The following is a 23,957-nucleotide window of genomic DNA, read 5'->3' on the forward strand; positions in this document are numbered from 1 at the left end:
CCGAAGCAGGAAGAGCGCCGTTTCAGCGTTTTTTCTTGGCCGGCATGCCGCCGCGCTTCTCGCGCACCACCTGCTGCTTGCTGCTGGCAGGCACCTTGACAACATTGGTGCCCCGCGGCGCCGAAACCTTCACCGGTGCGCCGCGCTTCGCAGATACCGCCACCGCGTGTCCGCGCGCGACCGCCACGCCGGTGCCGGCGCGCGCCGCCACTGTGGCGCGGATCGGCAGGTACACCACCACGCTGAAGCCGCGCTTGAAGGCGTGATTGGGCTTCACGTCGTTCCACTCGGCCACGTTGGCGGGCTTGAGGTTGTAGCGGCGCGCAATGCTGGCGACGCTGTCCGCGCGGCCGGCCTTCACCGTCGTGCGGTGGGTGACGATTTCGGGCTGGAAACTCAGGTGGCCGCCGTCGGCCACCACGGCCGCCACGTCTTCCTTCACGCGGGCGCCGCGCGGCACAATCAGCGTCGAGCCGGCCTTGATGAGCATGCGAGGCGGCACGTTGTTGATGGCGCGCAGGTCGCTTTCGCTCATGCCGGAGCGCTGGGCCGCGTCGGCAACGGTCATGGTGTTGGGCACGACCCAGGCGGTCCAGCTGGCGTACTGACCCTGCGAATAGGCATCGAAGTTGCGCTGGAACACGGCCGCGTTGTCCCACGGCAGCAGGATCTGCGGCGTGCCGGCTGCGATCAGCACCGGTTTGTGCGCAGCGGGGTTGAGCGCGCGGAAGTCTTCGAGCCGCACGTCGGCAAGCTTGGCCGCGAGTTCCACGTCGAGGTCACGCGTGAGCGTGACGGTCTGGAAGTACGGGTGGTTGGCGATCAACGGCAGCTCGGTGTTGAAGGCCTGCGGATTCGCCACGATGTTCTTCACGGCCTGCAGCTTGGGCACGTAGAGCCGCGTCTCGGCGGGCATCGTGAGGTCGCTGTAGGTGGTGGGCAGGCCCAGGCGCTGGTTCTTGGCGATGGCGCGGCTCACGCTGCCTTCGCCCCAGTTGTAGGCGGCCAGGGCCAGTTGCCAGTCGCCGAACATGCCATAGAGCTTCTGCAGGTAGTCGAGCGCGGCGCGGGTGGAGGCCACCACGTCGCGGCGGTCGTCGCGGAAGATGTTCTGCTTCAGGTCGAAGTCGGTGCCGGTGGCCGGCATGAACTGCCACATGCCCGCGGCGCGCGCGCTGGAGATGGCCTGCGGATTGAACGCGCTCTCGATGTAGGGCAGCAGTGCGAGTTCGGTCGGCATGTTGCGCCGCTCGAGCTCCTCGACGATGTGGAAGATGTACTTGTTCGAGCGCTCCGTCATGCGCTGGATGTAGTCGGGCCGGCTGGAATACCACTGCTCGCGATCGCGCACCAGGTCGCTGTCGAGGTTGGGCATCTTGAAGCCGCGGCGGATGCGGTCCCACATGTCGACCGGCGGCGCGAGCGTGACCACGCTCTGCGATTGGGCCTGTCCGGTGGCGAGGGGCGAGAGAGAGTCGCGTGGGTAGATGGGGGCCGCACTACCCGTGGCCTTGGCGCCGGTGCCGCCGGCCGACGAAGAAGAGGGGGAGGAGTTGTTGTTGCTCGTGCCCGCGCAGCCCGCGAGCACCAGTGAACCTGCAAGGCAGGTGGCAGCGATCAGTTTCATCGGAAGTCGTTTTTCCATTGGCGCAGTGCGGCGAACACGTCGGCCTCGACTGCATCGGCAGCCAGCTCGGCGTGGGCACGCACCGCTCGAAGGACAGTGGCTTCGCGGCTGCGAAGAAAGGGGTTGACCTGGCGTTCGATTGCCAGTTGCGACGGCAGCGTGGGCTGCCCCTGCGCGCGCAGGCTTTCGCAGCGCGCGTTGTAGTGATCCAGTTCGGCGTTGCCCGGTTCCACCGCCTGGGCAAAACGCAGGTTAGAAAGTGTGTATTCGTGCGCACAGCAGACACGCGTGTCGCCCGGCAATGCGGCAAGCGCATCGAGCGAAGCCAGCATCTGCGCGGGGGTGCCTTCGAACAGGCGCCCGCAGCCGCCGGAGAACAGCGTGTCGCCGCAGAACAGCAGCGGCGCATCGCCACCCGCCGTTTGCGCCGCAGGCAGAAAGTACGCGATGTGGCCGGCCGTATGGCCCGGCACGTCGATGACCTCGAAGCGCAGGCCGAGCACCTCGGCAATGTCGCCTTGCGCCAGCGGCGTGAACGGCTCGGGAATGCGCTCGCGCGCCGGCCCCCACACGGGTGCGCCGGTGGCCTCGTGCAGCGCGGCCACGCCCCCTGTGTGATCGGGATGGTGGTGCGTGACTAGAATCGCGGCCAGCTGCAGCTTGTGGCGCGCCAGCGCGTCGAACACCGGTTGGGCGTCGCCCGGATCCACCACGATGGCGTGGGACCCGTCGTGCAGCATCCAGATGTAGTTGTCAGCGAAGGCGGGCAGCGGAACAAGGGTCATGAGCGGTCAAATTATAGGTTTGCAGGATTGGTTCGCGACCCCCCCGGGGCGCTACCTTCTGGCTTGGGAGCAGGCCCAGTTCGATCAGGCGGTGGCCGACGTGTTCGGCTATCACGCGCTGCAGCTGGGTGCGGCCGAGGTCGACGGCTTGCGCGCCAACCGCATGCCGCACCGCTGGCTGGCGCTGGACGACCCCGCCCGAGGCGGCAGGGCGACGCTCCTGACCGACTTCGCGGCATTGCCGTTTGCAGCCAACAGCCTCGACCTGGTGGTGATGCCGCACGCGCTCGAACTGAGCCCCGATCCGCACGCCACCCTGCGCGAGGTGGAGCGGGTGCTGGTGCCCGAGGGCCGCGTGGTGATCTGCGGGTTCAACCCGGCCAGCCTCTGGGGCATGCGGCAGCGACGCGCACACCTCTATCGCCGGCTCGGCATCGGCGACCTGTACCTGCCCGAAGGCGGGGAGTTCATCGGCTACTGGCGCATGCGCGACTGGCTGCGGCTCCTGAGCTTCGAGGTGGAGTCGGGCCGCTTCGGCGTCTACCGGCCTGCGGTGCGCAGCGAAGCCTGGCTGGAGCGCTCGCGCTGGATGGATGCCGCCGGCGAGCGCTGGTGGCCGATCTTTGGCGCAGCCTACTTCCTGGTCGCCGTGAAGCGGGTGCGCGGCATGCGCCTGCTGAGCGCCGAGTGGCGCCGCTCGGGCGCCCGCGCCACGGCGCCAGTGCCCATCGCGGGCAAGGTGCACCGCAACGAGGTCGGCAAGAATTGAGAATGAACGAGAACGAATGATGATGAAGAAGGAAAAGCCGGTTTGAACGAAGTCGTGATCTACACCGATGGCGCGTGCAAGGGAAACCCCGGCCCTGGCGGCTGGGGCGCGTGGCTCAAGTCGGGCTCCACCGAGAAAGACCTGTTCGGCGGTGAACTCGACACCACCAACAACCGCATGGAGCTGACTGCCGTCATCGAAGGCCTGGCTGCGCTCAAGCGGCCCTGCAAGGTGCTGCTTTACCTGGACAGCCAGTACGTGCGCAAGGGCATCACCGAGTGGATCCGCGGCTGGAAGGCCAAGGGCTGGATGACAGCCAGCAAGCAGCCCGTGAAGAACGTCGAACTCTGGCAGCGGCTCGACAAGCTGGTGAGCGAGGGCGGCCACCAGATCGAGTGGCGCTGGGTCAAGGGCCACTCGGGAGACCCGGGCAACGAGCGCGCCGACATGCTGGCCAACAAGGGCGTGGACAAGGCCTTGGGCCGGATCTGACCGTTCGGGGCGCCTAGATGTTGCCGTCGAACATCATCACGTCGACCTCGCCGCCCGCCGCGACATTGCCCTGATCGTGGTGCAGCACCACGAGCCCGTTGGCTTCGACCATCGAGCTGAGCACCCCTGAGCCCTGGTGGCTCGCGACGCACACCTCAGGCAACGCGTCCGGCATGGTCTTCACGAAGCCGCGCTGGTACTCGGTGCGGCCCAGCTTCTTGCGGATCGGGCCCGTGCAGCGTGCACGCAGCAAGGGCGGTGGCGCGGCTGCCGCGTCGTGGCAGCCCATCAGGCGCAGCAGCGCCGGCCGCACGAAGGCCAGGAAGGTCACCATCACGGCCACCGGATTGCCCGGCAGTCCGAACAGCACCGCTGGCTGCGGCGACGCCTTGCGCGGGATCAACCCCACCGCCAGCGGCCGGCCCGGGCGCATGGCCACGCGCCAGAACGCCATGTCGCCCAGTTGCTGCATCACGTCGCGCGTGTGGTCGGCCGCACCGGCGCTGACACCGCCGCTGGTGACGATGGCATCGGCCTCGCGCGCGGCGCGCCGCAATGCGGCGGCGAGCGTGGCCGGATCGTCGCGCACGAGGCCGAGGTCGATCACCTCGCAGCCCAGCCGTGCGAGCATGCCGAACACGGTGTAGCGATTGCTGTCGTACACGGCGCCTTCGCGCGGCGCGTCGCCGAGGCTCAGGATCTCGTCGCCGGTCGAGAAGTAGGCCACCCGCAGCCGCCGCAGCGCTGGCACGTCCGGCAGGCCGAGGCTCGCGACCATGCCGAGCGCGGCGGGCGACAGGCGTTCGCCCTTGCGCAGCGCGGTCTGGCCCTGCATCAGGTCTTCGCCCGCAAGGCGGCGGTTGTCGCCGCGGCGCAGCACCCTGGCCGGGAAACACACGCGGTCGCCATCGACCTTGCAGAACTCCTGCGGCACGACGGTGTCGAGGCCCGCCGGCATCATGGCGCCGGTCATGATGCGCACCGCATCGCCTGAACCCAGCGTGCCACGCCAGGCGGCACCGGCCAGCGCCGTTCCCGCCACGCGCAGCGTGACCGAGACGTCGATGGGTGCGTCCCGCGGCAGCACCGCGCCGTCGAAGGCGTAGCCGTCCATGGCGGAGTTGTCGTGCGGCGGCACGCTGATGGGCGAGACGATGTCTTCGGCCAGCACGCGGCCGAGCGCGTCGAGCAGGGAGACGGTCTCCCGTTGCGTGACGACCGCCGAGGCCGTGAGTTGCGAGAGAAAAGCGTGGACGGCCTCGACGCTCAGGTCGATGGCAGCGTCGTAGCCCGAAAGGGCGGAGGCGATGTCTGCGATGCGGCTCATCGGTTTTCGAGGGCGTGCAGTTCGGCCAGGGTGTTGGCGTTGAAGAAAGCGTCGGGCGCGTCGCCGGGGCGGTTGAAGGGCACGTGCACTGTGCGGTGCTGTGCGGTCCATGCGTGGACCTTGCGGCCGCCGGCTTCGGTGTAGCGCCGCAGGCTCTCGCGCAGGTCGGCGCGCAGCAGGCAGAAGACGGGTTGGAGGCGCAGCACCACCTCGCCTTCGGAGATTTCGGGTGCGTTGACCATCGCGATCTCTGCATTTTCGGCGGCCACCGCTTCGGCGAGCCGGACGGCGAGGTCTGGCGGAAATAGCGGTGTGTCGCAAGGTACGGTCAACAGCCAGGGTGTCGTGCAGTGCTCCAACCCGGTGAGAAAGCCCGCGAGCGGCCCCGGATAGTCCGCGAGGCTGTCGGGCCACACCGGCACGCCGAAGGCTTCGTAGTCGGCGAGGTTGCGGTTGGCATTGACGATGAGCTGGCCGACCTGCGACCCCAGCCGCCGGATCGCATGCAGAGCCAGCGGCTCGCCGTTGAAAAGCTGCAGTCCCTTGTCGACCCCGCCCATGCGAGAGCCGCGTCCGCCGGCCAGCAGAAGCCCCGTGATGTCGGCGGCCGCGATGAAGGCGTGCGCGGGCATGGCGGGCGCCTGCGTCATCCGCCGATGTAGCTCATCTCGACGCGGCGCGGCGCCTTGCCGCCGGCATCGCCGCTGCCGTTGTCAGGCCCACGCAGGGCGCGCAGCTCGGAGTAGCGGTCGGCACGGCCCTGCCAAATGTGGCCGATGGCCGAGGCGATGTCGTCGTCGCTGGCGGTGCCGCGCAGCAGCGGGCGCAGATCGTGGCCGGCGCTGGCGAAGAGGCAGAGGTACAGCTTGCCTTCGGTCGACAGGCGCGCGCGGCTGCAGTCGTGGCAGAAGGCCTGCGTGACGCTGCTGATCACGCCGATCTCGCCGCTGCCGTCGGCATAGGCCCAGCGCTGGGCGGTCTCGCCGGGCGTGGCGGCTTCCAGCGGCACCAGCGGAAATTCGGCATGGATGCGAGCGATGACGTCGGCCGAGGGCAGCACCTCGTCCATGCGCCAGCCGTTGGTGGCGCCCACATCCATGTATTCGATGAAGCGCAGCACCACCTTGCCGCCGTGGTGCGTGCGGAAGTAGCGGGCCATCGGCAGTATTTCCTGCTCGTTGGTACCGCGCTTGACGACCATGTTGACCTTGATGGGGCCGAGGCCGGCGGCCAGCGCCGCGTCGATGCCGGCGAGCACATCGGCCACCGGAAAGTCGACGTCGTTCATGTGGCGGAACACGGCGTCGTCGAGGCTGTCGAGGCTCACGGTCACGCGCTGCAGGCCTGCAGCCCGCAGCCCGGCGGCCTTGCGCGCGAGCAACGAGCCGTTGGTGGTGAGCGTCAGCGCCAGCGGCTCGCCGGAGGGCGAGCGGATCCCGGCGAGTTGTTCGATGAGGCCTTCGATGTTCTTGCGCAGCAGCGGCTCGCCGCCGGTCAGGCGGATCTTGCGCACGCCGTGCGCAGCGAACAGGCGGGCCAGCCGCGTCATTTCTTCAAAACTCAGCAGCGCGCTGTGCGGCAGGTACTTGTAGTCCTTGTCGAACACGTCCTTCGGCATGCAGTAGCTGCAGCGAAAGTTGCACCGGTCGGTCACGCTGATGCGCAGGTCGGTCATGGGCCGGCCGAGGCGGTCGAGCAGCACCCCCGTGGCGGGCACGGCGACCTCCGGCACGGCCACGGCGGGACGTGCGCGGCCGATCGTGGAGATCGGAATGACGGTATTGCTGCTGTTTTTCATGAAGCGGGTCCGATTTTGCGCCACGGCCCAAGGGCCTGTGAACCTCAGGCTACTTGATCGCCGCTGCGTAAACCATGTCCCAGGTCAATGTTCTGGAATGCGCTCTGTTTGGGCGGCTGCCGGGCCGGCCCTTGGCCTCAGCCGTGCTTGACGGCGACGGTCTTGAGCGTGGTGAAGCCGTAGAGGGCCTCGAAACCCTTTTCGCGGCCGTAGCCTGAGGACTTCACGCCGCCGAACGGCAGCTCGACGCCCCCGCCCGCGCCATAGTTGTTGATGAACACCTGGCCGCTCCTCACGCGCCTGGCCATGCGGAACTGGCGCGATCCGTCGGTGGTCCACACGCCGGCGACCAGGCCGAACTGCGTGGCGTTGGCAAGCGCCACGGCTTCGTCTTCGTCGGCGAAGACCATGGCCGCCAGCACCGGGCCGAACACCTCTTCCTGTGCGAGCCGGTGATTCACCGGCACGTCGCGCAGCAGGGTGGGCGCCTGGTAGAAGCCGGTCTCGGGCGCTTCGTCGACCACGATGCCCTGCGCCACCATCGGGATGCCGGCATGTTGCGCATCGCTCAAGAAGTCCCACACGCGCTGCTGCTGCGTCTGGCGGATCAGCGGGCCCACGTCGAGATCCATGGCCGCGGGGCCGACGCGCAGCGCCTCGAAGGCGTGGCCCAGGCGCTCCAGCAGCGGTTCGTAGATGTCGCGCTGGATCAGCACCCGCGAGCCGGCCGAGCAGGTCTGCCCGGCGTTCTGCACGATGGCATTGATGACCACGGGAATGGCCGCGTCCAGGTCAGCGTCCGCGAAGATGATCTGCGGACTCTTGCCGCCCAGCTCCAGCGTGACCGGGCAGTGCCGCTCGGCCGCTACCTGCTGGATCAGCGTGCCGATCTTCGGGCTACCGGTGAAGCTGATGTGGTCGATGCCCTCGTGCCGAGCGAGCGCGTCCCCCACCTCGTGCCCGTAGCCCGTCACGATGTTCAGCGCGCCGGCCGGGAACCCGACCTCGGCCGCGAGCTGCGCCACGCGGATCAGCGAGAGGCAGGCGTCTTCCGCCGGCTTGACCACGCACACGTTGCCAGCCGCCAGGGCGCCGCCCACGCTGCGCCCGAAGATCTGCATCGGGTAGTTCCACGGAATGATGTGGCCGGTGACGCCGTGCGGCTCGCGCCAGGTGAAGACGCTGTAGCCGTCCTGGTAGGGGATGGTCTCGCCGTGCAGCTTGTCGCAGGCGCCGGCATAGAACTCGAAATAGCGAACCAGTGCCACAGCGTCGGCGCGCGCCTGCTTCACCGGCTTGCCGCAGTCGCGCTGCTCGATCAGCGCGAGCTCGTCGACGTGCTCGGCGATCTTCTGCGAGAGCTTGTAGAGCAGGCGGCTGCGGTCGGCCGCGCTGACCTTGTGCCAGACACCCTCGAAGCAGTCGCGCGCGGCGCGCACGGCGGAGTCGATATCGGCCGCGTTGCTGCGCTGGATTTCGTCGAAAACCTGGCCGTCGGAAGGGTCGATGACGGCCAGGGTGCCGCCGGAGGAGGACGGGACGTGCGCGTTGGCGATGTAGTTGAGCTGCATGGGCGGATTTTGCGCGAAGCGCGCGAATCCCATGGCCCTGCGGCCCGCAATCCTTACTTGGCCGCGCCGGCCTTTGGCAGCGCCTTCACCGCATTCAGCGTGCGCTCCACATGCTTGTCCGGATTCAGGTTCTGGTAGTAGTAGGCGACCTTGCCGTCCGGCGAGATCACGTACGACAGGCGGTTGGCGAAGTCGGGCCGCGTCTGCATCAGCGCGTCGAAACCCTGGATCACGGTCTTGCCCTCGTCCGACGCCACCGGAAAGCGGCTCTGGCAGGACTTGACCGAGAACTTCGACAAGGTGCCGATGTCGTCCGCCGAAACGCCGATCACGCTGGCGCCCAGTGCGGCGAACTGGTCCACGGCCTCGGCGAAGGCGTGGGCCTCGATCGAGCAGTCGTTGGAATCGGCCGCTGGAAAGAAGTACAGCACCACCGGCCCCTTCGCGAGAGCGTCGGCCAGCGAGTAGCGGAAGGTCTTGCCGCCCAGGGCCGCGGTGGCGGTGAACCTGGGGACGGGGTCGCCGATGTCCAGCGCGGCCCAGGCGGGATGCGCCAGGGCTGAAAAAGCCGTCATCCAGGCGATGCGATGGAGGTGCGAACGGGCCATGATGTAACTCCGCAGCGATGTGGGCCGAATTCTAGGCCGGGCATCCCTAAAAGGGGCCCTTGAAACCGGTGCAGGCCGGCCCGCGTATTGAGCAGAATAATTGAAGAAACGACGGGGAAGAAACACGCCATGGAAGCACCATCATGAACGCCTGCCTCTTGCTTCTGCGCCTCGCGCTCGCTGGCGCCCTGATCGCGGCACTCGGCGCTTGCGGTTCGCTGCCGCCGGCACGGGAACGGCCCCCCGAATTTGCCGCCTCCGCCGACCCGTCGACCACGCTCGCGAAGATTGCCGCCGCATCCACGCCGCCCGGCGAGCACTCGGGCTTCCGGCTGATGCCGCTGGGCGTGTACTCGCTCGACGCGCGCATCCAACTCGCCCAGCGGGCCCAGCGCTCGCTGGTGGTGCAGTATTACCAGCTCGAGAACGACGCCGTCGGCCGCCTGCTGCTGCGCACGCTGCGCGAGGCGGCGATGCGCGGCGTGAAGGTGCGGGTGTTGGTGGACGACCTGTATACCGTCAAGAGCCAGCAGCTGCTGCTGGCGCTGTCGGAGACGCCCAACGTGGACGTGCGCCTGTTCAACCCGTTCTGCTGCGGGCGCAACGGCTTCCTGTCGCGCTTCGCGGCGTCGCCGTGGGAGATTTCGCGGCTCAACCACCGCATGCACAACAAGCTCTTCATCGCCGACGGCGTGATGGCGGTGGTGGGCGGGCGCAACATCGCCGAAGAGTATTTCGTGCTCAGCGAGGCGCAGAACTTCATCGACATGGATGCGCTGGTGATCGGCAAGGTGGTGCCGCAGCTCGAATCGATCTTCGACGCCTACTGGAACAGCGTGCAGGTCTGGCCGATTGCCGACATCGTGACGGGCGAGGGCGGCCGCAGGCCGAACGGCGCCGATTTCGACAGTTGGGTGGGCATGGCCGCGCCACCACCGAAGATCGTGCTGCCACCGTCCGACATCCTCGGCTACGGGCCCATTGCCGAGGAGCTCGACGGCGGCCGCATGGGCCTGCTGTGGGGCGAAGCCCGCGCCATCGCCGACCCGCCCACCAAGCCCGCGACCATGTCCGCCGACGAGGCCATCGCCACCAGCGTGACGATGAAGGTCTGGGCGCTGTTGCTCGACGCCAAGACCGAGGTCGACCTGACCTCGCCGTACCTTGTGCCGGGCGAGCGCGGCATGGAGGCTTTCGAGGACCTGGCCAGGCGCAAGGTCAAGCTCACGCTGCTGACCAATTCCTTGGCGGCCAACGACGAGCCGCTGGTGCACACCGGCTATGCGCGCTACCGCCAGCGGCTGCTCGAAAGCGGCGCCGACCTCTACGAACTGAGCCCGCAGCGTACCAGCGCGGGCGAGCGCTTCGGCATGTTCGGCAAGTCGCTGGGGCGGCTGCACTCCAAGACCGCTGCGATCGACAGGACGCGCATCTTCATCGGCTCGATGAATCTCGACCCGCGCTCGGCCAGCCAGAACACCGAGATGGGGGTGGTGGTCGACAGCCCGCAACTGGCGCGCGAGATGTTGCGCGTCATCAACATCAGCAAGCTGCAGAATTCCTACCGGCTGCGGCTGGCCAAGGACACCGGCACGCTGCAATGGCTGACGAACGACGGCGAGAAAGAGATGATCCTGACCTCGGAGCCGGAGTCGGGCTTCTTCCAGCGCTTCTACAACATGCTCATCGCGCCGATCGTTCCCGAGATGCTGTTGTAGCCTCGGGGGATGGCGCAGACCTTCACCTCGTTGTCCGCCCCGCAGGTCATGCTGTGGGGCGTGCTTTTTTTCGGCGGCATCTATCTCTGTTTTGGCGGCCTCACGTGGCTGCTGACGAAGCGCGCGCTGCCGGCGCTGGGCATCGGGCGCGAACTCGATCCGCGGCCGCTGCAGCCGGGGCAGCTGCGGCGCGAACTGGGGCAGTCGGGGGTGTCGGTGCTGATCTTCGGGCTGGGCATGGTGTTTCCATGGGGGCTGCTGCAGCTGGGCTGGGCGCGGCTCGACGGCGATGCGGGTTGGCGGCAAGTCGCGGTCGAGATCCTCGCGCTCGCCTTTTGGAACGACGTGCATTTCTGGATCAATCACCGGCTTTTGCATGCGCGCTGGCTGCGGCGCTTTCACGGGCCGCATCACCGCTCGTTCGTGACCACCCCGTGGGCCACCTACAGCTTTCACCCCGTCGAGGCGCTGATGCTCGGCAACGTGATCCTGCTGCCGATGGTGGTGCACGACTTCAGCTTCTGGTCGCTCGCGGCGGTGCCGGTGTTCAGCCTGTTCTTCAACTGCATCGGGCATTCGAACTACGACTTCTTCACGGGCGTGTCGTACAGCCACTGGTTCGCGGCGAGCCGCCGGCACCATCTGCACCATGCCGTGCACAACGGCAACTACGGTTTTCAATTCACGTTCATGGACCGGCTGTTCGGAACGCGCGTCGCGGCCGATGCAGCCGAGCCGGTTCTCCAGGCCTTCCGCAAGAAGCATGGCGCGACCACGGCCTGACGCGAGCCGCCACCTGCCGCGGCTGCGTCACCGGCGCGACTGGCAGAGCCTTGCCTATCTCGTCGCGTTGCCTGGGCTGGCTGCGTGGCAGTGGTTCCATGGCTTCGATGTCCTGCTATATGGGATGACGCTGTTCCTGACGCTCGGCGTCGGCGTGATCCATCACAACCATGTGCATCTGCGCATGTGGCGCGGGCGGGGCATGAACCGGTTGACGGACTTCTGGATCACGTTGCTGCAGGGACACCCGACCTTCGTGTTCTGGCCTGCGCACGTGGCCAACCACCATCGCCACCGGCATGGCTCGAAGGACGTGGCGCGCACCTACCGCTTCGGCGGCGACACCAACCATCTGCGGGGTTACCTGCTGCATCCGTTCCAGGCGGTGTGGGTGTTGATGCCGGTGTTCTTCGCCTGGCTTGCTCGGCTGCGGCTGCATAGGCGAGGCGCGTGGCGCTACTGCATGGCGCAGTACGCGCTGTGGCTGGCCAGCTGGGCGGTGCTGCTGGGGCTCGACTGGCGCAAGGCGCTGGTCTTCGTCATCGTGCCGCAACTGCACGGCCTGCACTGGCTGCTGGCGACCAATTACCTGCAGCATGCCCACGCCGACGGCCGGAAGGCGCCTCGCAAGGAGGCGCAGGGCGATACCCCGGGTAGCCGGCTGAACTACGCCCGCAATTTCGAGGGGCTGGTGAACCCCTTGCTGTTCAACATCGGCCTGCACACCGCACACCACGAAAACTCGCATGCCCATTGGTCCGAGCTCACCCGCCTGCATCGCACGCGCTACCGCGCGCAGGTGGACCCTGCGCTCAACGAGGGCGGGCTGGTGCCGTACATGGTGCGGGTGTTCCTGCTGGGGGCCGTGTGGCCGCGTTTTCGCAGCCGCCCGCTGATGCCTCCCGATTCACCCATCAACTGAACCATGCCCGTCTCATTTCAACGCGTCTACCTCGAAAGCGCCGGCTACTTCATGCCGGGCGAGCCCATTCCCAACGACCGCATGGACGCCTACATCGCGCCGCTCAACCGCATGTCGGAGCGCATCAAGCGGCGCATCCTGGCGGAGAACGGCATCCTCACGCGGCACTACGCCATCGACGAGGAAGGCGTGACCCGCCACACCAATGCGCAACTGGCGGCAGGTGCGATCCGCGACTGCCTGCGGCGGGGCGGCGCGGAGCTGTCGCGCGTGTCGCTGCTGGCCAGCGGCTCGTCGGGCGGCGACACGCTGATGCCAGGCTTTGCCAACATGATCCAGGGCGAGCTGACGGCGCAGCCGATGGAGACGCATTCGGTGCACGGCATCTGCGCGGCGGGCGTGTCGGCGATCCAGACGGCCGCGCAGGGCATCGAGCTGGGGGCGCACCGCTCGGCGGTGGCGGTGGCCAGCGAGATGCCGTCGCGCCTCTTCAAGCGCTCGCGCTTCGCGGCGCGCGGCTACGAGACAGACTTCGACTCTCACTTCCTGCGCTGGATGCTGTCCGATGGCGCGGGCGCCTTGCTGCTGTCCGACGGTACGCCCGCACTGGCCGGTGCACCGGGGTTGCGGCTGAAGCTGAAGTGGGTGCACCAGCGCGCCTTCTCGGGCGACTACCCGGTGTGCATGCAGCTCGGGCTGACCGAAGACCGGGCACGCGGCCACCTCGATTTCGGTTCCTGGGCCGAGGCCGAAGCTGCCGGCGCGCTGTCGCTGCGCCAGGACATCCGTCTGCTGCCGCACCTGTTCGACATCGGCATCCACGAGTACGCGGGTCTCGTGCGCGACGGCTGGGTAGATCCGAAGCGGGTCGATCACTTTCTCTGCCACTACTCGTCGGAAAAATTCATCCCGGTGGTCGAGGACCTGATGGCCAAGGCCGACCTGTCGATCCCGCGCGAGCGCTGGTGGAGCAACCTGGCTTGGCGCGGCAACACCGGGGCCGCGTCGATCCTCGTGATGCTGGCCGAATTCCTGCACACCAGGGCGCTGAATCCCGGCGAGCAGATCTTCTGCTACGTGCCAGAGTCGGGGCGATTCATGGCGGCGTACATGCTGCTCGAAGTGGAGGCGGTCGATGCCGTGCCGGTGGTTGCCGCATCGCGCGCGGCGGCGGCAGCGGCGCCTGACGACGACCTCGTGATCGCGCCTCCGCACGACCCGGCCGCCGCGCCCGAGGGCCTCGGTGCCTTGTTGACCGAACTGGCCGCCATCTGGCACGACTACCGCTCCCGGGTCTGGCGCACGCCGCTGGTCCGCCAGATCCGCGAGCGCCGCTTTGCCGTGCCCGACTACCTGAACTGGATGGAGCAATGGGTGCCCCAGGTTCGCGAAGGCAGCCTGTGGATGCGCGAAGGCGCCGCCTCGCTGAGCGAGCCGTACCAGATGCTGGCCTCGCTGATCGGCGTGCACGCGGGGGAGGAGCAGAACGACTTCAACATCCTCTTCAGCGACTACCGCAAGGCCGGCGGCATGGTCGAGAACATCGAAGACCTGCGCCGCAACCCCGGCGGCGAGGCGCTCAACGCCTACCTGCATGGCCTGGCCGCCACGCACGACCCGATCGGATTGCTGGGCGCGATCTACATCATCGAGGGCACGGGCCAGCGCATCGTGCCGGCGCTGCTGCCGCTGCTCAAGTCCGGCCTGAAGCTGCCACCCGATGCCTTCCGCTTCCTCGAATACCACGGTCACAACGACGAGCATCACCTGAGCCGCTGGCTCACGGCGGTCGAGATGGTCATGGCCGTAGAGGGGCACGCGCGCGCCGCCCAACAGATAGCCGACACCGCGCGCCATACGGCCGCGCTGTACCTGATGCAGTTCCAGCACATCACCGAACGCAGGCCCCATGGACCGAACACCTGATTTCCTGACCCAGGCGCACGACGAGCGCGACCCCAGCCCCTGGCTGGCGCTCTACCTCGACCAGAGCACGCCGCTGCCCGACGACGTCAAGGCCGCGTGGCTGGCCGATTCGAGTTCGGCGTCGCGCCAGTACCTGCTGCCGTTCCTGCGGCCGATCGCGCGGCTGACGATCATCCTGATCCAGATCGTGAAGGTGTTCGTGCCGCGCAACTGGTCGCATTCGATGCTGCTGCACCGACTTCTCGCGTGGGGGCTGAAGCGCTTTGTTTCGCCGGAGGCCAATTGGCTGATCCTGCGGCACTTTCACCTGGGCTCGCAGGTGCTGGCCTTCATCGGGCGAAACTCGCCGGCCCCGGTAGCGACGAGCCCGCTGGAGCCGGCCGGCATCGACGCGCTGAAGGACGAGATGTTCCTGAAGCACGACCTGAACCTGTTCAATTTCGTGATCCGGCTGAACAAGGCGCTGCGCGACAAGGGCGTGGCGCTGTGCAAGGCGGAACAGGTCGATTTCTCGATGATCAGGGAGCCCGGCCCGCGGCTGGAAGACATGCCCCAGGGAAAGCTCAATTTTCTCGACCTGCAAAGCGCCATCGAGCTTTTTACGCCGCTTTACCAGCTGATGCTGACGGACAACGATTTCTGGCGTGCCGCCAACTCCCTGCAGCTGGACGAAACCATCGGCATCTACGCGGCCACGATCCTGGCCGCGCCCGAACACCTCATTCTGGTCAACAACAAGCACCCGCTCGTGCCCCTGTCGACACTGCGAGCGGGGCATCGGCTGGTGATCCACGGGCTGTCCACCGAGATGCTGCACAGCCTGCTCCAGCGGATGCAGGCGGCCCAGGAAACCGGGGCGCCAGAGACCTCCCCGTGCGAGCAGCCACTTGCATAGGCGTATGCTGCCCCCAGATGCAAACCATGAACACGACCGATAATCCGTCTCCCAAGACCGATCTGGCAGTGACCCACGTGTTGGCACAACTGCTGGAAAAGCTTGAACACAGCGCTGTGCCCGTCGGCGCAGAGCAGTACCGTTCCGTGGTCGAACACCTCGTGCATGAGTTCGAGGATGTCGAGCAGGGCGCCGAGCTCGGCCGCCTGCTCGATGCCTATCCGGCCGCGGCCGAGGTGTATGAGAACCTCAACTACCAGTACGCCGGGCTTTGCCGCTCGGCGTTGGACGCTTCCCTGGCGGCTGAAACCAGTGCCCGGGAAGCCATTGCACGCGCGATGCGCCGTGCCGAACCGAATAGCAAGGACAAGACGCATGGCGAAGGGTGAAGTGAAGACGGCAGTGGTGGCGGACGGCCTGCGTTACAAATCGAAGACGCCCGGTTCGCCGTTCCGCGCGTCGGCGTCGTTCAGTGGCGCGACCATGTCGTGCTTCATGTGCGGCAAGCACCGCGTGCGCTCGCAGTTGCGCACCCGCCAGGTGCTGGGCAAGTCCCAGACCGTTTGCGCGCCTTCGTGCAAGGCGCTCGACGAATCCCTTGAGTAGGTATTGACCGAGTCCGTTAGAGACACCCTGCTAGCACATCAGGGAGGCACTTTGGAGACATTTCCGCGTGCATAAGTCACGAATTGGCCTTCCCCATTGCCGCCAATCGTTATACAGTTAGAAACAAATGATGCAAGTGATTGCATGAATTCAAAAGTTCTAATTTGTAGCCGATTTCCAATGAATTGCAGCCACGCCGTCGACGCCCCTCGCGGGACATGGAATTCAACGCTTGCAAAGGGGCTCTGCCATGGCTAAGTCGCGCCACGTGGTCATACAGGTGGTCAAGCGCTCCTCCGGCAGCGCCACGCACCATGTCGAATTCCTGATGGACGACAACTTCGCCGAGCGGTTGCGCCAATTGCGCTCGCTGGTGCCGCCCCTTGGCAGCCTGAACAAGCAGCGGGACCTCGTGATCGACAAGGTGCGCGTGCGCCTGCCCAACGCCATCTGGCGTTCGGGCAACGAGATCGAGATGGACGGAGGCGTGGACGGCTCCTGTATCGTCATTGCCGCGGAAGGCTCGTTCAATTGCGGCGGCAAGGACCGCAAGACGCGCGAAAAGCTCGTGACGTACAACTTCTCCATCGCGCGCCTGATCGAGCTGCATGCCGAGCGCCCCGAGGGCGAGACCCTCTACATCCGCGACGGCGTTTTCGCCAACGACGAGCCTGCCGAATCGCCGGCCGGCCGCTGGGTCACTTCGATGCACGAGCTGGAAGTGGTGATGCGCGTGCCGGATGCTCCGTCCGATTTCGACACCCTGCACGACCTGGCGCTGCGCCCCGAACACCAGCAGGCCGGCGGCGGTGCGCCGCAACGCGCCAACTTCTACTGAGCTTTCTTGCCGGTCAACCCGCGGCCGCTGCCTCGGGTGTCGCGCCCACGGGTGTGTACTGTGCGCGGTTGTCCTCCAGCCAGCGCACCGAGAGGCTGCTGTCCTGCTGCATCGGATGGAAGTCCGGGCGCAGGTAGCCGCGCCAGCCGGCCAGGTTGCCGCGCAGCAGACCGTCGCGGCTCAGCAGGATGCGCACGGCGCTCTTCCAGGTCGACCATTTCCACAGCTGCTTTTCGCGGCGCAGGTTGTCGATGGTCTGATGCATCAGGTCGCCCAGGAACATGATCGTGACGCGGCGGAACCAGCGCTTGCGCCATTCGTCGGAGCCGCCTGCGGCCTTGTAGATGTCGAAGGCCACGCTCTTGTGTTCCAGTTCTTCGGCGCTGTGCCACAGCCACATGGTGCGCAGCCGGGGCTCGGCGCCGTCGAGGATCTCGGGGTGGGCCAGCAGCCATTCGGCGAACAGCGCCGTGAAGTGCTCGGTGGCCGCCGTCACCGCCAGCGCGTGGCGCGGGTCGGCGTCTTCCATCAGCGTCAGGCGCTTGCCCGCGCGCGCCGTCCAGCCATCCACCAGGCCCTGGCTTTCGAGGTGGTTGTTGAAGAGCGAATGAATGCGCCGGTGCGTGGCTTCCTGCCCGATGAAACCGCGCACGTCGGCGCGATGCTTTTCCTGCACTTCCGTCGGCAACGTGGCGACGGCATCGCGAACCGCGTCGATGAAGAATTGTTCGCCGAAGGGGAAGCTCATCGACAGGGCGTTGAAGAAAGCGGTCGAGAATGCGTCGCCGCCGCACCAGTCGCGGGCAAAGGGCGATTGCAAATCGATCAGAAGGCGGCGGACCACGAGATCAGTCATGAAAAACAAGCCTCGAAAAAAGCACGGAATTGAAATGGTTGGTACATCGTCGTACCGACTTGCCTCCATGGTGCAATCGCAAGTTGGTACTGTCAAGTACCATGACGTAGGAAAATGTGCCGTTCATGAGTGAAGCCGTCGAAACAGCCGTGCCTTCCAAGTCAGCCGATGGCATCGGAAGCGAGCACTACACGCGCCTGCTGCAAGGCATGGCGCATGCCGTGGCAGCCAAGGGCTATGCCGAAACCACCATTGCCGACATCGTGCGCGAGGCGGCCGTGTCGCGCCGCACCTTCTACGAGCACTTCAGCACCAAGACCGAGTGCCTGATCGCGCTCTACCAAACCGCCAGCCGGCTCGCGCTGCAGGCGGTGAGCGAGGCTTTCGACCCCGCGCAACCGTGGCATGCGCAGGTGGAGCAGGCCATGGCGGCGTATTTCGATTACCTCGCCCAGGACCCGGTGCTGCTGCGCACGCTGTTTGTCGAGATCCTCGGCCTGGGCATGCCGGGCCTCGCGGTGCGGCGCCGGGTGAACGACGAGATCGCCAACTTCATCCAGGTGGCGATCAACAGCAGCGGCGACGCGGAAGGCCTCGCAGTGCATCTGACGAGCCAGATGGCGATGACGGTGGTCGGCGGCATCAATGAACTCGTTCTGCAAGCCATCGAGCAGGATCGCGCTGCGGACCTGCGGGAGCTGGTAGCGCCAGCCACCCGGCTGGTGCGGGCCGTGGCGGCCGAGAGCCGGCGCTAGAAGCCGAGAATCAGCCCGGCTTTCGCTGCGCGGGGTCGTAGAAGAACTGCTCTTCGGCGATGCGCTCGCCCTCCCAGCGCTGCCAGGCAATTTCCTCCATGCGCATGCTGGCGCCACCCTTGAACGTGAACTCGAAGATCCAGTGGATCGCCACATGGTCGCCGTTCACGAGCACCGGACGCACGCAGGTGGAGGTGACGGTTTCGGTGCGATCGAGCACGGCCGTCTCCTGCGCCACCAGCGTGCTGCGGCCGCGCCGTGGCTCGGCCTGGTTCTCGCGCATGGTGGCGTCTTCCGTGTAGTAGTCCTCGATGGCTTTGGCATGCGCGCCGCCTTCGACGGCGGCGATGAAGGATTCGAGTCGTGCGGGTGTGGGCATCTCAGGACTTTATCTTGACCTCGACGCGGCGCGCTTCGGAGGGCGGCCCGTCGGCTTGGGATTGCTCGGGCTTGGCGAGCTCGATCTTGTCTTCGGGCGCACCGGCCGCCTTGAGCGCATCGCTCACGGCCACCGCGCGCTGCTTGGCAAGTTCGGCGTTCTTGGCTGGGTCGCCGCTCGCATCGTGGTAACCACTCACGAGCACGGTGCTGCCGCTCTGCACGGCCTTGATCACGTCGGTCAGCGCTTCCCTGGCGTTGGGCGCCACTTCGGCGCTGGCGCTCGCGAAGTAGAACTTGACCACGCCGTTCTCGACCTTCACGGCGGCGGCTTCGGCGGCCGACACGGCGCCCGAAGCCACCACGGCCGCGGGCGTCGACGGCGTGGCAGCGGCGGCGGGCGAGGCAGCGGGCGCCGTGGAGGCCGGCGGCTGCTCGACCTTCGTCGGTACCGCCGCCGCCGCATCGCCGGCATGGAACTTCACCACCAGCGGCACGATCAGCAGCGCCACGATGTTGATGATCTTGATCAGCGGATTCACCGCCGGGCCGGCAGTGTCCTTGTAGGGGTCGCCCACGGTGTCGCCGGTGACGGCGGCCTTGTGCGTCTCGCTGCCCTTGCCGCCGAAGTGGCCGTCCTCGATGTACTTCTTGGCGTTGTCCCAGGCGCCGCCGCCGGTGCACATGCTGATCGCGACGAACAGGCCGGTGACGATGGTGCCCATCAGCAGCCCGCCCAGCGCCTTCGGGCCGAGCACCAGGCCCACGATGATCGGCACCAGCACCGGCAGCAGCGAGGGGATCATCATTTCCTTGATGGCCGCGCCGGTCAGCATGCCCACGGCCTTGCCGTACTCGGGCTTGCCGGTGCCTTCCATGATGCCGGGGATCTCGCGGAACTGGCGGCGCACTTCTTCCACCACCGCGCCGGCCGCACGGCCCACGGCTTCCATCGCCATCGCGCCGAACAGGTAAGGGATCAGGCCGCCGATGAAGAGGCCGACGATCACCATCGGGTCGCTCAGGTTGAAGCTGATGTTCAGCCCGAAGCTCTCGAGCTTGTGCGTGTAGTCGGCAAAGAGCACCAGCGAGGCGAGGCCGGCCGAGCCGATGGCGTAGCCCTTGGTCACGGCCTTGGTGGTGTTGCCGACCGCGTCGAGCGGATCGGTCACGGCGCGCACGCTGTCGGGCAACTCGCTCATCTCGGCGATGCCGCCGGCGTTGTCGGTGATGGGGCCGTAGGCGTCGAGCGCGACCACGATGCCGGCCATGCTCAGCATTGAGGTGGCCGCCACTGCGATGCCGAACAGGCCCGCCAGCGAATAGGACGCCAGGATCGCGATGCACACGAAGATCACCGGCCACGCCGTCGAGCGCATCGACACGCCGAGGCCCGCGATGATGTTGGTGCCGTGGCCAGTGGTCGAGGCCTGCGCGATGTGCTGCACGGGCTTGTACTGGGTGCCGGTGTAGTACTCGGTGATCCACACCAGGGCGGCCGTCAGCGCAAGGCCGACGAAGCAGGCGCCGAACAGCTTGAGCTGGCTGCCGCTCGGTGCAATGGCGTTGTCGGGAATCAGCCAGCTGGTGACGAACCAGAACGCGACCAGCGACAGCACGCCCGCCACGGCGAGGCCCTTGTAGAGGGCCGGCATCACGTTGACCATGCCCGGCGATGCCTTCACGAAGAAACAGCCGATGATCGACGCGATGATCGACACGCCGCCCAGCGCCAGCGGATACAGCACCGCATTGGTCGGCGCCGCCGTGACCATCAGCGCGCCCAGCACCATGGTGGCGATGAGCGTCACGGCGTAGGTCTCGAACAGATCGGCCGCCATGCCGGCGCAGTCGCCGACGTTGTCGCCCACGTTGTCCGCGATCACCGCCGGATTGCGCGGGTCGTCTTCGGGAATGCCGGCCTCGACCTTGCCCACCAGGTCGGCGCCGACGTCGGCGCCCTTGGTGAAGATGCCGCCGCCCAGGCGCGCGAAGATCGAGATCAGCGAGGAGCCGAAGGCAAAGCCGATCAGCGGATTGAGGATGGCCGAGAGGCCGTGGGCCCCGGCCGGAATGCCGCCAGCGGACAGCACCCAGTAGAAGACCGACACGCCCAGCAGGCCCAGCCCCACCACCAGCATGCCGGTGATGGCGCCGCCGCGGAATGCCACGTCGAGCGCCGGGCCGATCCCGTGCGTGGCCGCCTGCGCCGTGCGCACATTGGCGCGCACCGACACGTTCATGCCGATGAAGCCGCAAGCACCCGAGAGCACCGCGCCCACGATAAAGCCGACCGCCGTGGTCAGGTCGAGGAAGATGGCGATGAGGATGGCGAGCACAACGCCGACGACGGCGATGGTGCTGTACTGCTTGGCGAGGTAGGCAGAGGCGCCGGCCTGGATGGCCGCCGCGATCTCCTGCATGCGGGCGTTGCCCGGGTCCTTCGCGAGAATCCAACTTCGGGCCCAGAAACCGTAGGCCACGGCCACGAGGCCGCAGACGATGGCCAGTATCAGGGGGGTGTTGCCGATCATGCTTTGCTTCTCCATTCGTTCGTTGTGACTTGTGGAGACGGACAGCATGGGCCCTGCGTGCAACGCGTACGGGACCATGTTTTCCGCCGCGTTGCTTCCTCGAAGCTCGCTGCACCTGGGGTGCGGAGCCGATTGGCCAACGGTTGCAATTTACAGGCAAAAACGAGCGTGCGTGCGACGGGTCGGTGACGCGGAAAGTAAACTCCGGGTTTGTCCCCATCCCTCTCATACTTTTCAACTACTCGAAAAACGTCATGTCCTTCGACAAAGTTTCCCCCGGCAAGAACGTCCCCGATGCCTTCAACGTCGTGATCGAAATCCCGATGAACGCCGATCCGATCAAGTACGAAGTCGACAAGGAATCCGGCGCGATCTTCGTCGACCGCTTCATGACGACGGCCATGTACTACCCGGCCAACTACGGCTACGTGCCGCAGACCCTGTCGGGCGATGGCGACCCGGTGGACGTGCTGGTGATTGCCCCATACCCACTGCTGCCGGGCGTGGTGGTGCCGTGCCGCCCCTTGGGCATCCTGATGATGGAAGACGAGGCCGGCGTCGACGGCAAGGTGCTGGCCGTGCCCACCGACAAGGTGCTGCCGATCTACAGCCACTGGAAGTCAGTCGACGACGTGAACCCGATGCGCCTGAAGGCCATCAGCCACTTCTTCGAGCACTACAAGGACCTGGAAGCCGGCAAGTGGGTCAAGGTGCTGGGCTGGGAAGGCATCGACGCCGCCAAGAAGGAAGTCCTGGACGGCATCGCCGCCTACAAGAAGTAATCAGCCCCGGACCGCATCGCCAGCCTGCCGCATCCACTCGCGGTTGACCGACCTGGCGTGCGAGTTCCAGTGGCGCGCGGCCTGCTGGAGTTCGTCCCATTGGCGCTGCGCCGCAGCGGCGTCGCCTTGCTGCGCCAGCCAGACCACATAGCTTGCGCGCGCCTCGACCGTGTTGTATTTGCTCAATGCGGCTTCGAAGGCTTCGCGCGCTTCCGTGTTGCGCCCGTCGGCCGCCAGTGCGCGGGCCGTCAGCACGGCGACTTCGTCGTTGCGGTAATCGTCGCGCGTGCTGCGCAGGGTCTGCAAGGCCTGCAGTGCGTCACGACCCGCCGAAGGGCTGCCTGCGGCCATCAGCGCGCTGGCGAGGCCGAACTGCAATTCGGGATCGGAGGCGAGCGGACCCTTCAGCGCGTCGCGGTAGTGGCCGACGGCATCGGCGGCCTGGCCCTTGTCGAGCGCGGCCTTGGCAAGGCGCAGCTTGTTCTGCGCCGTAGGCGCGAGGTCGTAGGCCTCGGTGGCCGCGCGGTATTCGCGCTCGGGATCGATGAAGCCGATGGCCGCGTTCGCCACCTTCCCCGCGGTGCGCTGCATGCGCGAAGCGGGCAGATACTCGACCATGAAGTACACGATGCTGCCCAGCAGCGGGAAGCTGAAAAGGATGATGAGCCAGTACATCTGCTTGCCGTGGCGCATTGCATGCACGGCAAAGAACAGCGCAATGAGGACGTGCAGCCCCAGTCCGAAGAATGGCATTGGTTTCTTTGTGTTGTTGTCGAATCGGGCGCCTTTATAGCAGCCCCGAATGGCACAACTCAGGCGGACCTGAAGGGGCTGCGCTCGCCCAGGTGGTCCATGTAGTTCTCGATGCCCGCACCCTCGCGCTCCAGGAAGCGCTCGACTGCATCGGCGAACGAGGGATGCGCCAGCCAGTGGGCACTGGTGGTCTTCACCGGCATCAGCGCGCGCGCCATCTTGTGCTCGCCCTGGGCGCCGCCCTCGAAGCGCTGGGCGCCATGTTCGATGCACCAGGCCAGCGGCTGGTAGTAGCAGGCCTCGAAATGCAGGCAGTCGACGCGCTCCAGCGCACCCCAGTAGCGGCCATAGGCGACCAACGGCCTGTCGGACTGCGTCGAGAGGGCGATCAGGCTGGCGGCCATCGGCTTGCCGTTGCGCTCGGCGATGAACAGCAGCCAGGCTTCGGGCATGGTGTCGGCCATGCGCCGGAAGAAGTCGCGCGTGAGGTAGGGCGGGTTGCCATGCTCGCGGTAGGTGCGTTCGTAGCAGCGGTAGAAAAAGTCCCAATCGGCCTTCGAGATGTCGGCGCCGCGCGACCAGCGGAAGCTCACGCCCGCGTCGGCCACCTTGCGGCGCTCCTGGCGGATCTTCTTGCGCTTGTCGTGGGAGAGGCTGGCGAGGAAGGCGTCGAAGTCCGCGTAGCCGGTGCCGGCCGAGGGTGCCGTGTTCGTCCAGTGGAATTGCACGGTGTTGCGCAGCATCAGGCCGGCTTCGACGCAGGCGGCGATGTCCGCCTCGGCGCCGAACAGCAGGTGCAGCGACGACAGTTCCTCCTGTTTGCACAGCGCGACGAGCCCCTGCACCAGCAATGTGCGGCTCTGCGCATCGCGCGCCAGCAGCCGCGCGCCGGGCACGGGCGTGAAAGGCACTGCAACCACGGCCTTCGGGTAGTAGGCCAGCCCGTGCTGCTCGTAGGCGTTGGCCCAGGCCCAGTCGAACACGTACTCGCCGTACGAATGGTCCTTGATGTAGAACGGGCACGCCGCCTGCAACTGCTCACCTTGCCACAGCGTGACGAACTGCGGCACCCATCCGCTGTCCGGCGAGGCGCTGCGGCTGTCATTCAGCGCCGCAAGGTATTCGTGGCGCATGAAAGGCGAGGGCTCGGCCTCGGCGGCCAGCAGCGCGTTCCATGCTTCCGGGCTCAGGTCCGACGGCGACGACAGAACCCGAATGACATAATCGTTCAAGC

General features: G+C 66.8%; 24 protein-coding genes. 12 read left to right on the plus strand and 12 right to left on the minus strand.

Going from position 1 to position 23,957, the window contains the following annotated elements:
* Positions 1-22: 22 nt before the first annotated feature.
* Positions 23-1,627 (minus strand): transglycosylase SLT domain-containing protein, encoded by a 1,605-nt coding sequence (locus ACCC97_RS01995; protein ID WP_413331456.1) that lies wholly within the window; start codon positions 1,625-1,627, stop codon positions 23-25.
* Positions 1,624-2,412, minus strand: coding sequence for a hydroxyacylglutathione hydrolase (gloB, locus tag ACCC97_RS02000; protein WP_413331457.1), 789 nt, complete (start codon positions 2,410-2,412; stop codon positions 1,624-1,626). The genes ACCC97_RS01995 and gloB overlap by 4 nt, the downstream gene beginning before the upstream one ends.
* Here gloB and ACCC97_RS02005 point away from each other — a divergent pair.
* Positions 2,411-3,181 (plus strand): class I SAM-dependent methyltransferase, encoded by a 771-nt coding sequence (locus ACCC97_RS02005; protein ID WP_193386569.1) that lies wholly within the window; start codon positions 2,411-2,413, stop codon positions 3,179-3,181. The two genes, gloB and ACCC97_RS02005, sit on opposite strands and share 2 nt — an antisense overlap.
* Before the next feature lie 42 nt (positions 3,182-3,223).
* A complete protein-coding gene (gene rnhA, locus ACCC97_RS02010; protein ID WP_056518034.1) occupies positions 3,224-3,673 on the plus strand; it encodes a ribonuclease HI in 450 nt (149 codons plus the stop codon).
* Between the two features lie 13 nt (positions 3,674-3,686).
* Here the strand turns inward: rnhA and glp are convergent, their stop codons facing one another.
* From glp to ACCC97_RS02035, 5 genes are all read right to left on the minus strand, one after another.
* Positions 3,687-5,000: a gephyrin-like molybdotransferase Glp gene (glp, locus tag ACCC97_RS02015; RefSeq protein ID WP_413331458.1), complete on the minus strand. Its 1,314-nt coding sequence runs from the start codon at positions 4,998-5,000 to the stop codon at positions 3,687-3,689.
* On the minus strand, positions 4,997-5,650 hold the full coding sequence (gene mobA / locus ACCC97_RS02020) for a molybdenum cofactor guanylyltransferase MobA (protein WP_413331459.1): 654 nt from the start codon (positions 5,648-5,650) through the stop codon (positions 4,997-4,999). The genes glp and mobA overlap by 4 nt, the downstream gene beginning before the upstream one ends.
* Complete coding sequence (gene moaA, locus ACCC97_RS02025) at positions 5,647-6,798, minus strand: GTP 3',8-cyclase MoaA (RefSeq protein ID WP_413331460.1); 1,152 nt, start codon at positions 6,796-6,798, stop codon at positions 5,647-5,649. The genes mobA and moaA overlap by 4 nt, the downstream gene beginning before the upstream one ends.
* A 137-nt stretch (positions 6,799-6,935) precedes the next feature.
* Positions 6,936-8,369, minus strand: coding sequence for an aldehyde dehydrogenase family protein (locus tag ACCC97_RS02030; protein WP_413331461.1), 1,434 nt, complete (start codon positions 8,367-8,369; stop codon positions 6,936-6,938).
* Positions 8,370-8,422: 53 nt separating this feature from the next.
* On the minus strand, positions 8,423-8,977 hold the full coding sequence (locus tag ACCC97_RS02035; RefSeq protein WP_413331462.1) for a peroxiredoxin: 555 nt from the start codon (positions 8,975-8,977) through the stop codon (positions 8,423-8,425).
* Between the two features lie 143 nt (positions 8,978-9,120).
* On the opposite strand from ACCC97_RS02035, the gene ACCC97_RS02040 reads away from it, so the two are divergent.
* From ACCC97_RS02040 to ACCC97_RS02075, 8 genes are all read left to right on the plus strand, one after another.
* The gene (locus ACCC97_RS02040) at positions 9,121-10,695 is read left to right on the plus strand and encodes a phospholipase D family protein (RefSeq protein ID WP_413331463.1); all 1,575 of its coding nucleotides are present in this window, start codon (positions 9,121-9,123) and stop codon (positions 10,693-10,695) included.
* 9 nt (positions 10,696-10,704) lie between these two features.
* Positions 10,705-11,478 (plus strand): sterol desaturase family protein, encoded by a 774-nt coding sequence (locus ACCC97_RS02045; RefSeq protein WP_413331464.1) that lies wholly within the window; start codon positions 10,705-10,707, stop codon positions 11,476-11,478.
* Positions 11,459-12,400: a fatty acid desaturase gene (locus ACCC97_RS02050; RefSeq protein ID WP_413331465.1), complete on the plus strand. Its 942-nt coding sequence runs from the start codon at positions 11,459-11,461 to the stop codon at positions 12,398-12,400. Before ACCC97_RS02045 ends, ACCC97_RS02050 begins: the two co-directional genes overlap by 20 nt.
* A 3-nt stretch (positions 12,401-12,403) precedes the next feature.
* Positions 12,404-14,326 carry an iron-containing redox enzyme family protein gene (locus ACCC97_RS02055; protein WP_413331466.1) on the plus strand — a complete coding sequence of 641 codons (1,923 nt, stop codon included), beginning with the start codon at positions 12,404-12,406 and terminating at the stop codon, positions 14,324-14,326.
* Positions 14,310-15,221 carry a DUF6999 family protein gene (locus ACCC97_RS02060; RefSeq protein ID WP_007836704.1) on the plus strand — a complete coding sequence of 304 codons (912 nt, stop codon included), beginning with the start codon at positions 14,310-14,312 and terminating at the stop codon, positions 15,219-15,221. The genes ACCC97_RS02055 and ACCC97_RS02060 overlap by 17 nt, the downstream gene beginning before the upstream one ends.
* A 17-nt stretch (positions 15,222-15,238) precedes the next feature.
* Positions 15,239-15,610, plus strand: a complete 372-nt coding sequence (locus tag ACCC97_RS02065) for a hypothetical protein (RefSeq protein ID WP_413313150.1) — start codon at positions 15,239-15,241, stop codon at positions 15,608-15,610.
* A complete protein-coding gene (locus ACCC97_RS02070) occupies positions 15,597-15,827 on the plus strand; it encodes a hypothetical protein (protein ID WP_007836713.1) in 231 nt (76 codons plus the stop codon). Before ACCC97_RS02065 ends, ACCC97_RS02070 begins: the two co-directional genes overlap by 14 nt.
* A gap of 250 nt (positions 15,828-16,077) precedes the next feature.
* Positions 16,078-16,665, plus strand: coding sequence for a hypothetical protein (locus ACCC97_RS02075; RefSeq protein ID WP_007836715.1), 588 nt, complete (start codon positions 16,078-16,080; stop codon positions 16,663-16,665).
* 13 nt (positions 16,666-16,678) lie between these two features.
* Here ACCC97_RS02075 and ACCC97_RS02080 read toward each other — a convergent pair whose 3' ends face one another.
* Positions 16,679-17,521, minus strand: coding sequence for a metal-dependent hydrolase (locus tag ACCC97_RS02080; protein WP_413331467.1), 843 nt, complete (start codon positions 17,519-17,521; stop codon positions 16,679-16,681).
* Between the two features lie 125 nt (positions 17,522-17,646).
* Here ACCC97_RS02080 and ACCC97_RS02085 point away from each other — a divergent pair, with 125 nt between their 5' ends.
* Complete coding sequence (locus ACCC97_RS02085) at positions 17,647-18,276, plus strand: TetR/AcrR family transcriptional regulator (protein ID WP_413331468.1); 630 nt, start codon at positions 17,647-17,649, stop codon at positions 18,274-18,276.
* Positions 18,277-18,286: 10 nt separating this feature from the next.
* Here ACCC97_RS02085 and ACCC97_RS02090 read toward each other — a convergent pair whose 3' ends face one another.
* Together ACCC97_RS02090 and ACCC97_RS02095 are read right to left on the minus strand one after the other, a co-directional pair.
* Complete coding sequence (locus ACCC97_RS02090; RefSeq protein ID WP_007836718.1) at positions 18,287-18,655, minus strand: nuclear transport factor 2 family protein; 369 nt, start codon at positions 18,653-18,655, stop codon at positions 18,287-18,289.
* A 1-nt stretch (position 18,656) separates the two neighbouring features.
* Complete coding sequence (locus tag ACCC97_RS02095) at positions 18,657-21,188, minus strand: sodium-translocating pyrophosphatase (protein ID WP_413313156.1); 2,532 nt, start codon at positions 21,186-21,188, stop codon at positions 18,657-18,659.
* A gap of 254 nt (positions 21,189-21,442) precedes the next feature.
* Here ACCC97_RS02095 and ppa point away from each other — a divergent pair, with 254 nt between their 5' ends.
* On the plus strand, positions 21,443-21,970 hold the full coding sequence (gene ppa / locus ACCC97_RS02100; RefSeq protein ID WP_007834256.1) for an inorganic diphosphatase: 528 nt from the start codon (positions 21,443-21,445) through the stop codon (positions 21,968-21,970).
* On the opposite strand, the gene ACCC97_RS02105 is transcribed toward ppa, so the two are convergent.
* Positions 21,971-22,723 carry a hypothetical protein gene (locus tag ACCC97_RS02105; protein WP_413331469.1) on the minus strand — a complete coding sequence of 251 codons (753 nt, stop codon included), beginning with the start codon at positions 22,721-22,723 and terminating at the stop codon, positions 21,971-21,973. It abuts the gene before it with no gap.
* 59 nt (positions 22,724-22,782) lie between these two features.
* Complete coding sequence (locus ACCC97_RS02110) at positions 22,783-23,955, minus strand: GNAT family N-acetyltransferase (RefSeq protein ID WP_007834253.1); 1,173 nt, start codon at positions 23,953-23,955, stop codon at positions 22,783-22,785.
* Positions 23,956-23,957 lie beyond the last annotated feature (2 nt).

This window comes from Variovorax sp. Varisp85 (genome assembly GCF_047304045.1).
Taxonomy (GTDB): Bacteria; Pseudomonadota; Gammaproteobacteria; order Burkholderiales; family Burkholderiaceae_C; genus Variovorax.

Excerpts from the sequence above, each read along its gene's own strand:
- ACCC97_RS01995 (WP_413331456.1), bottom strand. The coding sequence starts at position 1,627 with ATGAAACTGATCGCTGCCACCTGCCTTGCAGGTTCACTGGTGCTCGCG.
- ACCC97_RS02005 (WP_193386569.1), top strand. The coding sequence starts at position 2,411 with ATGAGCGGTCAAATTATAGGTTTGCAGGATTGGTTCGCGACCCCCCCG.
- gloB (WP_413331457.1), bottom strand. The coding sequence starts at position 2,412 with ATGACCCTTGTTCCGCTGCCCGCCTTCGCTGACAACTACATCTGGATG.
- glp (WP_413331458.1), bottom strand. The coding sequence starts at position 5,000 with ATGAGCCGCATCGCAGACATCGCCTCCGCCCTTTCGGGCTACGACGCT.
- mobA (WP_413331459.1), bottom strand. The coding sequence starts at position 5,650 with ATGACGCAGGCGCCCGCCATGCCCGCGCACGCCTTCATCGCGGCCGCC.
- moaA (WP_413331460.1), bottom strand. The coding sequence starts at position 6,798 with ATGAAAAACAGCAGCAATACCGTCATTCCGATCTCCACGATCGGCCGC.
- ACCC97_RS02030 (WP_413331461.1), bottom strand. The coding sequence starts at position 8,369 with ATGCAGCTCAACTACATCGCCAACGCGCACGTCCCGTCCTCCTCCGGC.
- ACCC97_RS02035 (WP_413331462.1), bottom strand. The coding sequence starts at position 8,977 with ATGGCCCGTTCGCACCTCCATCGCATCGCCTGGATGACGGCTTTTTCA.
- ACCC97_RS02040 (WP_413331463.1), top strand. The coding sequence starts at position 9,121 with ATGAACGCCTGCCTCTTGCTTCTGCGCCTCGCGCTCGCTGGCGCCCTG.
- ACCC97_RS02045 (WP_413331464.1), top strand. The coding sequence starts at position 10,705 with ATGGCGCAGACCTTCACCTCGTTGTCCGCCCCGCAGGTCATGCTGTGG.
- ACCC97_RS02050 (WP_413331465.1), top strand. The coding sequence starts at position 11,459 with ATGGCGCGACCACGGCCTGACGCGAGCCGCCACCTGCCGCGGCTGCGT.
- ACCC97_RS02055 (WP_413331466.1), top strand. The coding sequence starts at position 12,404 with ATGCCCGTCTCATTTCAACGCGTCTACCTCGAAAGCGCCGGCTACTTC.
- ACCC97_RS02060 (WP_007836704.1), top strand. The coding sequence starts at position 14,310 with ATGGACCGAACACCTGATTTCCTGACCCAGGCGCACGACGAGCGCGAC.
- ACCC97_RS02065 (WP_413313150.1), top strand. The coding sequence starts at position 15,239 with ATGCAAACCATGAACACGACCGATAATCCGTCTCCCAAGACCGATCTG.
- ACCC97_RS02070 (WP_007836713.1), top strand. The coding sequence starts at position 15,597 with ATGGCGAAGGGTGAAGTGAAGACGGCAGTGGTGGCGGACGGCCTGCGT.
- ACCC97_RS02075 (WP_007836715.1), top strand. The coding sequence starts at position 16,078 with ATGGCTAAGTCGCGCCACGTGGTCATACAGGTGGTCAAGCGCTCCTCC.
- ACCC97_RS02080 (WP_413331467.1), bottom strand. The coding sequence starts at position 17,521 with ATGACTGATCTCGTGGTCCGCCGCCTTCTGATCGATTTGCAATCGCCC.
- ACCC97_RS02085 (WP_413331468.1), top strand. The coding sequence starts at position 17,647 with ATGAGTGAAGCCGTCGAAACAGCCGTGCCTTCCAAGTCAGCCGATGGC.
- ACCC97_RS02090 (WP_007836718.1), bottom strand. The coding sequence starts at position 18,655 with ATGCCCACACCCGCACGACTCGAATCCTTCATCGCCGCCGTCGAAGGC.
- ACCC97_RS02095 (WP_413313156.1), bottom strand. The coding sequence starts at position 21,188 with ATGATCGGCAACACCCCCCTGATACTGGCCATCGTCTGCGGCCTCGTG.
- ppa (WP_007834256.1), top strand. The coding sequence starts at position 21,443 with ATGTCCTTCGACAAAGTTTCCCCCGGCAAGAACGTCCCCGATGCCTTC.
- ACCC97_RS02105 (WP_413331469.1), bottom strand. The coding sequence starts at position 22,723 with ATGCCATTCTTCGGACTGGGGCTGCACGTCCTCATTGCGCTGTTCTTT.